The sequence below is a fragment of the Serratia sp. PL7 genome (assembly GCF_945957435.1).
The window spans coordinates 564567-571243 of the sequence record NZ_CAMFLB010000001.1 but is presented as its reverse complement, the minus strand read 5'-3'; the positions used below and the strand labels follow the sequence as shown (position 1 = coordinate 571243).

The window sequence follows — 6677 nt, the reverse complement described above, 5'->3', positions numbered from 1 at the left end:
ATATTACTCTTTTGGGTTATCAGGGTTTTACCGCCACGAGGATCGGCAACACGCCGCGTGAGCTGTAGTTGATATCTTTAACCGTGAACCCTGCCTGGGTTATCTGTTGCCTGATCTCTGCTTCTGAAGTGAAATTAAGGTAGGTAGCCTGAATAATGTCGCCAAAGATCGCAAACTCCTGCAAAAGGTCCGCCATTGGCGTTTCATATTTATCCCACTCACCGGTGGGCGCGTTCTTTTCCGGCGGTGGCGTGAGGAAACTGAGCAACAAGGTTCCCCCTGGTTTTAATGCCTCGAAGAACCGACGATACAAAGCCACCAGCCTGTCCGGGTCAGACTCATACATATTCAGGCCGTTACTGGTAATCACATCGAAAGCGTTTTTTTCTTTTAACTCCCAGGCATTCTGCTGCGAGAATCGGCAACGGTTCGCCATGCCAACGCGCTTGGCCTTTTCGTTGGCGTGATAAAGTGACTCCGGGTCAAGATCAATGCCGGTCAATTGCACCGCGCCATGGCCGCTGTAATCCAAATCCAATAAATCATCCATCACCCCGCACGGGATTGAAGCCAGCGTCTCCGCCTGCGTAATCAACTCAGCCAGCAAGGTCTGATAACGGTAGTAACGCTCGCGCGCCCGGCACAGCAACGAGCGATTCAGAAGCCAGTCTTCCAAAACATGTTCGGCGGGTTTTCCGGCGGGATGCTGGAAAATGTAAGACGTCCAGTAGCCATTGAGGCCGCGGTTATGCAGGAGGAAACGACCAAGCTCAAACTCCGTCAATTGATCGACCAGTTCAAGATTTCTCTCTAATGGAAGAATAAGCGAATTGCTATTCCGTAAACGCGCTTTTATTTCATCGGCCAACATCTTTGTTTCAGTCAAATAGGCCAGTTTAGAATGTGTTTTATGCGAGGCGAAACTATCCATACCCATCTCCATGATTAAATTATCCAACCAATATTTTCGAATCCCTGGCGCACTATCGGCGAATTCAGAATGCCGGTTCGTTTCAAAGCCATTAGCACGTTTTTAACAATGGGGACATCAGGCGTCACTTCAAAACCGCGATAAACCTTATTGATTGACTCCCGGCTGGCTTCGCAATCATGAGTTATCTTCGATAACAGCTCAATGTTAAACTGTTTCTCTGATTCAACATTCAAATACATTTTTACGAAATCAGCGATCTGCCCGCCGATCATCGCCTGATCGTTTTCATCCAACCTCGTCCAGATATAGCCAAGTAATTCGAGAAAGAAAATATAGTGTCTGGACTCATCGTTCATATGGTCATTAACATAGTATTTAATCGATGGATGAACGCCGTCACTATTAAAGAACTCCACCAGCTCTCTCACCAGGGTCGTTTCAAAAATGCACACCGCAATGATCTCGAAAATGTCATGGCAGCGCTCAGGTAACCGTTTCATCACCTCTGTAACGGCAACATAGGCGTCAGAATCCGGGTAACTCAGCGCACCGAGATCGGCATCATGCTCTCTAAGTTGATTGATCATATGTCTGGCGATATAAACATGGTAATACTCATCGATGATGACGGTATAGGCATTCAATTTAATCTGTTCGTCAAATTTGACAGCGAGATCGCCGTAGATAATTTTATTGCATGCTGAGTTAATGAGTTTGATCTCAAGATTAACGATATCATTGAGGTATTTAAACAATGACTGAGTAAGTATTTTTGACTTCCTCTCATTGTCCATGCCGCTCATCATGTCAGCCAAAAATATCGGCTGATTCTCCTCGGGGAAAAATGCGCCAGGAATAGTAAAGTCGATAAATTTACCGGGGCGGGTTCTTATTGATGCGCGCTGTTCCCATTTATCAGTATAGGCGGCAGACAAACCGCCCTTCGAAACCATGGTTTCGTTTTCCATAGATATTCTCCAGATGAAGGAATACATGTATTTAAAAAAGTCATGCCGATCCCGGCCAAATATAAATATTTAGCCGGGGGTCACGCGAAAACGATTATTTATTCTTCAGCTTTGCTTGGGGATGCCACGATACTCAACATAGACAACAACACGACAACGCCTATCACACTCGCCATCACATAGCTCATTTCCTCCGGCCGCCCGATAAAGACGTAGCTGGCCATCCCCGTGATAGCCACAACCAGCAGCGAGCGCATGCTCATGATATAGGAGGCCGCCACACCATAAATTTCCGGGTAGACACTCATGGAACGTGCGAACAGCGTCGGATAGCAGATAGAAAAACCGAAGCAGAACAGGCTCATCAGCAGGGTAATAGCCCAAGGCGTTGTCGCCGTCAGTAGAGCGAGAATGCTGACGATGGCTAACGCCATACCGATTTTCTCAGCGCGCCGATCGCCACCAAACGCGGCGATAATACGGGCGGAAAAGAGGCTAGGGATTGAAAATGACGCCACGATAATAAAAAAGTGAACGACAAATGCCGACAGCGAGAACGCAAAGGTTTCACGGTAAAGAAAAGCGCTGGAGGCTATGAATACCATATAAGCAGCAAAGAAAAGTGAAGGAATCAACGATAATCGCATGAATTGGAAACTCGCCGTCAGCCGGGCATAGCTTCCCACAATGGCTTTGAGATCGAATGGCGTTTTTTCTTTCTTCGTCTCCGGCAGGAACAACAATTCCAGCAGTACCGCCGCTGCGGTGATCACCGCGACAACCGCATAGTTTCCTCTCCACCCCCAATGCTCATTAATCCAACCACCGGCGATTGGCGCTAGCGACATGAAAATCGAGATACAGGCATTAACCAGACCGATCATGCTGTACATGGCCGCCCCTTGATAACGGTCTGCGATGATCGCGTAAGCCACTACCACCGGCGTGCAAGCCCCCAACCCCTGAATAAAGCGGGACAACATCAAAAGATCGATTGAAGTGGCGTAGGTACATCCCAGAGCACCTAACAGCATGATAGCCCCACCGATCAACATGGTTTTGCGTCGACCAATCGACTCTGACAGTGGGCCATAAATCAACGCGCCAAACACAAATCCCAAGAAGTTATAGGTGATCGTACGCTGAATATGCCCTTCAGAAACACCGAAACTGGCAGCCATATCCGGAAAGCTGGGAACGGACATATCCACTTCAATACACCCAGCCAATAAGGAAACCACAAGGATAAAGGGCAGAGGCACCCACTTTCCTGTCAACATATCCATACTCCAACAGAACATTAATCCGAATGTTAATAACCATGAACAAACTAGGAGAACAATTGTTATATGTAAATATCACTAATGAATAAAGGATGATAAATAGTGTTTTACGTGAAGAAAATCACATAACAGGAAGAAAAATAATGAAATTATCCGATGACGGGGAGATGGCTACATAAGACGAACTACACAGATAAAAATCATCAACTTAAGAACTACATGAGACATGCTAATGCATTGTTCAGGGCGCGTTCATACCCCATAAAAGAGGGGGCATGCCCCCTCTTCTGTCATGAGCTTGTTACATCTCGAGGATGAATTTTTCCAGTTCTCCTGCAAGGGCCGCATCGATATAGCTGGTGGCCCAGCCAAACAGGTAAGCGAAGGCGAAAATGCCCACCGTCGACGACACCAGCGTCGGCGCGAAAAACGCGGCGATAACGGAGAGCGTATACCCTGCGCCGATCGACAACCCGAGCGCTTCGAGCTGGTTGCGGAACGCTTTCCAGTTGCCGGTAGAGAAACCTTCAATCGCAGCGTTTACCAGATCCGCGCCCTTGATCGCCCAGTCCACCCCAGTGAAGACCTTGCCCAATACCCGCGCATTGCGGGCATACTGTTCCGCATCGATCATTTTCAGCCAGGCGACAATCGCCGCTTTGTCCTGCGCCTTGAGCTTTTTGTTCAGGCCCTTCGTCAATTGCTCGTAGGTTTTCTCCGCATCTTGCACGTTGCGGATATATTTTCCTTGAATTCCCGCCTCCAAATCCTTGGCGAGTTTGGCGTATTTCGCGCCGATCTTTTCCGCGATATCTTTATTGATACCTGCGGCCAGGCTGACGCCATCCTTGATGGCTTTTAATTCCGCATTTTGATATTCGACGAAGTCCTTAACGATCGTTTTTACCGAGCCGGGCGATTTTACCGGCTTGCCGTTGGCATATTTCACCTCCATGGCATTCAGGTTATCCCCTCTCACCACGGCGATAAACGCGGGCCGGTTCTTATTGGCCTTATAGTAGAGGCTGTAGGTCGCCACTCCGTCTTGCTTTTCCACCTTCAAATGATGAAAACCGTAGTAACTCCCGGTCGTGCGGGTCGTCGAGAATTCGCCGGTTTTGCCGTTGCCATGCCAGCCGCTGACGGGCCGATCGCGATGCGAGTCTGTCACGAAACTGCCTAACGAAGAGGCGCCGATCTGCCCGGCATTCAGGCCATTGTTGCCGCCTTTGCCAGGCGTTGAGGGCTTGCGCGCATGGCCGGTTTCGATATCCCCGATCGCCACTGTCACCCCCTTGGCGTTGACCCCCATAACCAGTCCCCCCAGGCCAATGTGCTTCGCCTGATCGGCCGTCAAACCGGTGGCGGAAAGGCTCAGCGTGCCGGATGGGCTGACGCTTTCAATATGCAATTTCGCATCCGGGTTAATTCTGCGCGCCGCCTTAATCACCGCCGCCAGCTTCATGCGCAGCGCCGGATCGTTTTGGATCGCCGCTATCTGTTGCTGTTCCGGGCTGTTGCCAACGCCGGCGCCGCCGCGATCGCGATCGCCGGAATGGCCTTTATCGCCGCCCCCCGGCTCTGGGCCCGTACCGCGTTCAGAACTCCAATTAGTCCCATCCCCTTTGCCACCATAATTAAATCCAGGCATATGCTTTCATCCTTATTTCGTTTTATTTTTAAGATGCCGATATCCTCGTTTAGCGTTCACTAACGCGTGCCTGAGTAATATTGGCAAACCGTTTTTAGCTGCCCGCCATTTATAAAAAACCGCAGAAATAAGGACAACGGATGACGGCTGTCTGGTCGGTGAAACAAATAGGCTCCCTTCCGCAGAACCTGAATATACCGCCGCAGGTCACGCCTGGACGGCGGCGGCCTGTTCAGAAGTCATTGGCATACGTCATGAATTGCAATTACAATCATCGCACTTGCAACTAAAAAAGGGTACTCCGCATGTCGCCTCAACGTATAACACTGCCCGCCGCTTCGGCCAGAACCCAAACCCTGGCCGAAGCCTGTATCCGCAAGATGACCTCCGTCAGTCAAAAAGCCGGCGCCTCGCGCCCTTCTTCCAGCGCCTGGACGGCGCAAACGCTGGACGAACTTAACGCCAGCGGCGACATCTGGCTTATCGACGGCAGAAGGCGCACCGAGCCACCGAGTTCCCACTACGCCACCGCCTGGCCGCTCTGGTTTGGCCATCAATCAGAGCGTTATGAGAAGCCGCTGTTTTACTTCGTCAACACGCCCTCGGTGGACATGCTTCGCGGGCTTGAGCCGGAAACCAATCGTAAAGGGATTTTCATCAGCGATGCGGATACTGGCAGTGCCGATTTGCCGAAAGGCGTTCAGGCCTGGTTCCCGCTTCAGCTCACGGCCATGCCGGGCTGGTTGCCTTTCGATCCGGCCAATGCCCGAGAAACCGGCGCGATACTCCATCACGCCCTCCACGCGCTCTATCTGGAGGGAACGAGGAAGATGGTGTATCTCGCGACCAACGCAGACAATGGCCCCCTCTCTTCAGGGGAACCGTTTGTCGCAGAACAGGCGTTCAAGGGAATGTATCGTGTCGCCGCCGCGGCAGACTCGCCGTTGCAGGTTCGTCTGTGCGGCGCTGGCCGAGCGCTCGCCCGCGTTCAGCAGGCGGCCAAGGTGTTGAAAAACTGGGGGATTGCGTCTGAAATCTGGAGTTGCCCCAGCTACACGCGGTTGGCGCAGGACGCCGAACTCGCCGACATGCAGCGCCAGGACAGCGGCGGCGAATGCCATCTGAAAACGTGCCTGGGTACCGGGAATACCCCCGTCGTCGCCGTTACCGACTACTCGCACCTGATTGCCAATCAGCTCAGGCGATTCATTCCCGCGCGCTTTGCCGCGGTGGGCTCAGATTCACGGGTGCGCGGCGAAATCCACTACCCGCAGGCGGAATGGATTGCGCTCTGCGCCCTTAAACTGCTGGCCGACGAGCAGAAAATCCCTTCGGCGCTGATCGCCGATGCGCTGCGCGTTCTGCACATCACGCCCGATGCCTGATCACTCTCTGGCCAGCTGCATCGCATTGTTCAACGCGTCGGAGAAGCGTGCGACCTCTTCTTCGCTGAACTGGTTGAGAAAGTGGGTGTTGACCACCGAACGGTAGATCTCCCACATCTTTTTCCGCAGGGCCTTGCCTTCCTCGGTGATAGTCGCGAAGGAGGCCCGGCGATCGTCATCCGATCGAAAACGCGTGACCAGCCGCTCTTTTTCCAGGCGATCCATCAGGCGGGTCAGGTTGTAACGCTCAATCACCAACACGTCCGCCAGCTCATGCATGCGGCGTGTGCCGTTTTCCCCGCTTTCCAATCCCCATAACACGTCATACCAGGCGTAAACCGGCAGCCCCGCTTCCGACAACTTCGCCTCTATCTTTCTGATCATCGCCCGATGCGCGCGCACAAAGGAGAACCACAGGTCGGGTTGTTTATCTGTCATGTCATTTTTCTCGTCAAA

The 6677-nt window shown here is 51.8% G+C and carries 6 protein-coding genes; 1 reads left to right on the top strand and 5 read right to left on the bottom strand.

The window, feature by feature from the left end:
• Window positions 1-19 precede the first annotated feature (19 nt).
• The 4 genes from N6G83_RS02785 to N6G83_RS54795 all read right to left on the bottom strand — a co-directional run bounded on the left by N6G83_RS02785 (window position 20) and on the right by N6G83_RS54795 (window position 4836).
• On the bottom strand, window positions 20-931 hold the full coding sequence (locus tag N6G83_RS02785; RefSeq protein ID WP_025303319.1) for a class I SAM-dependent methyltransferase: 912 nt from the start codon (window positions 929-931) through the stop codon (window positions 20-22).
• 14 nt (window positions 932-945) lie between these two features.
• A complete protein-coding gene (locus N6G83_RS02780) occupies window positions 946-1902 on the bottom strand; it encodes a diiron oxygenase (RefSeq protein WP_025303320.1) in 957 nt (318 codons plus the stop codon).
• 98 nt (window positions 1903-2000) lie between these two features.
• The gene (locus tag N6G83_RS02775; protein ID WP_049209473.1) at window positions 2001-3182 is read right to left on the bottom strand and encodes an MFS transporter; all 1182 of its coding nucleotides are present in this window, start codon (window positions 3180-3182) and stop codon (window positions 2001-2003) included.
• 304 nt (window positions 3183-3486) lie between these two features.
• The gene (locus N6G83_RS54795) at window positions 3487-4836 is read right to left on the bottom strand and encodes a colicin-like pore-forming protein (RefSeq protein ID WP_025303322.1); all 1350 of its coding nucleotides are present in this window, start codon (window positions 4834-4836) and stop codon (window positions 3487-3489) included.
• 305 nt (window positions 4837-5141) lie between these two features.
• Here N6G83_RS54795 and N6G83_RS02760 point away from each other — a divergent pair, with 305 nt between their 5' ends.
• Entirely contained in the window at window positions 5142-6221 is a 1080-nt protein-coding gene (locus N6G83_RS02760; RefSeq protein ID WP_164067365.1) for a transketolase-like TK C-terminal-containing protein, read from the top strand.
• On the opposite strand, the gene N6G83_RS02755 is transcribed toward N6G83_RS02760, so the two are convergent.
• Entirely contained in the window at window positions 6222-6659 is a 438-nt protein-coding gene (locus tag N6G83_RS02755; protein ID WP_025303324.1) for a MarR family winged helix-turn-helix transcriptional regulator, read from the bottom strand. It abuts the gene before it with no gap.
• Between the last annotated feature and the right edge of the window lie 18 nt (window positions 6660-6677).

Excerpts from the sequence above, each read along its gene's own strand:
- N6G83_RS02785 (WP_025303319.1), bottom strand. The coding sequence starts at position 931 with ATGGATAGTTTCGCCTCGCATAAAACACATTCTAAACTGGCCTATTTG.
- N6G83_RS54795 (WP_025303322.1), bottom strand. The coding sequence starts at position 4,836 with ATGCCTGGATTTAATTATGGTGGCAAAGGGGATGGGACTAATTGGAGT.
- N6G83_RS02775 (WP_049209473.1), bottom strand. The coding sequence starts at position 3,182 with ATGTTGACAGGAAAGTGGGTGCCTCTGCCCTTTATCCTTGTGGTTTCC.
- N6G83_RS02755 (WP_025303324.1), bottom strand. The coding sequence starts at position 6,659 with ATGACAGATAAACAACCCGACCTGTGGTTCTCCTTTGTGCGCGCGCAT.
- N6G83_RS02760 (WP_164067365.1), top strand. The coding sequence starts at position 5,142 with ATGTCGCCTCAACGTATAACACTGCCCGCCGCTTCGGCCAGAACCCAA.
- N6G83_RS02780 (WP_025303320.1), bottom strand. The coding sequence starts at position 1,902 with ATGGAAAACGAAACCATGGTTTCGAAGGGCGGTTTGTCTGCCGCCTAT.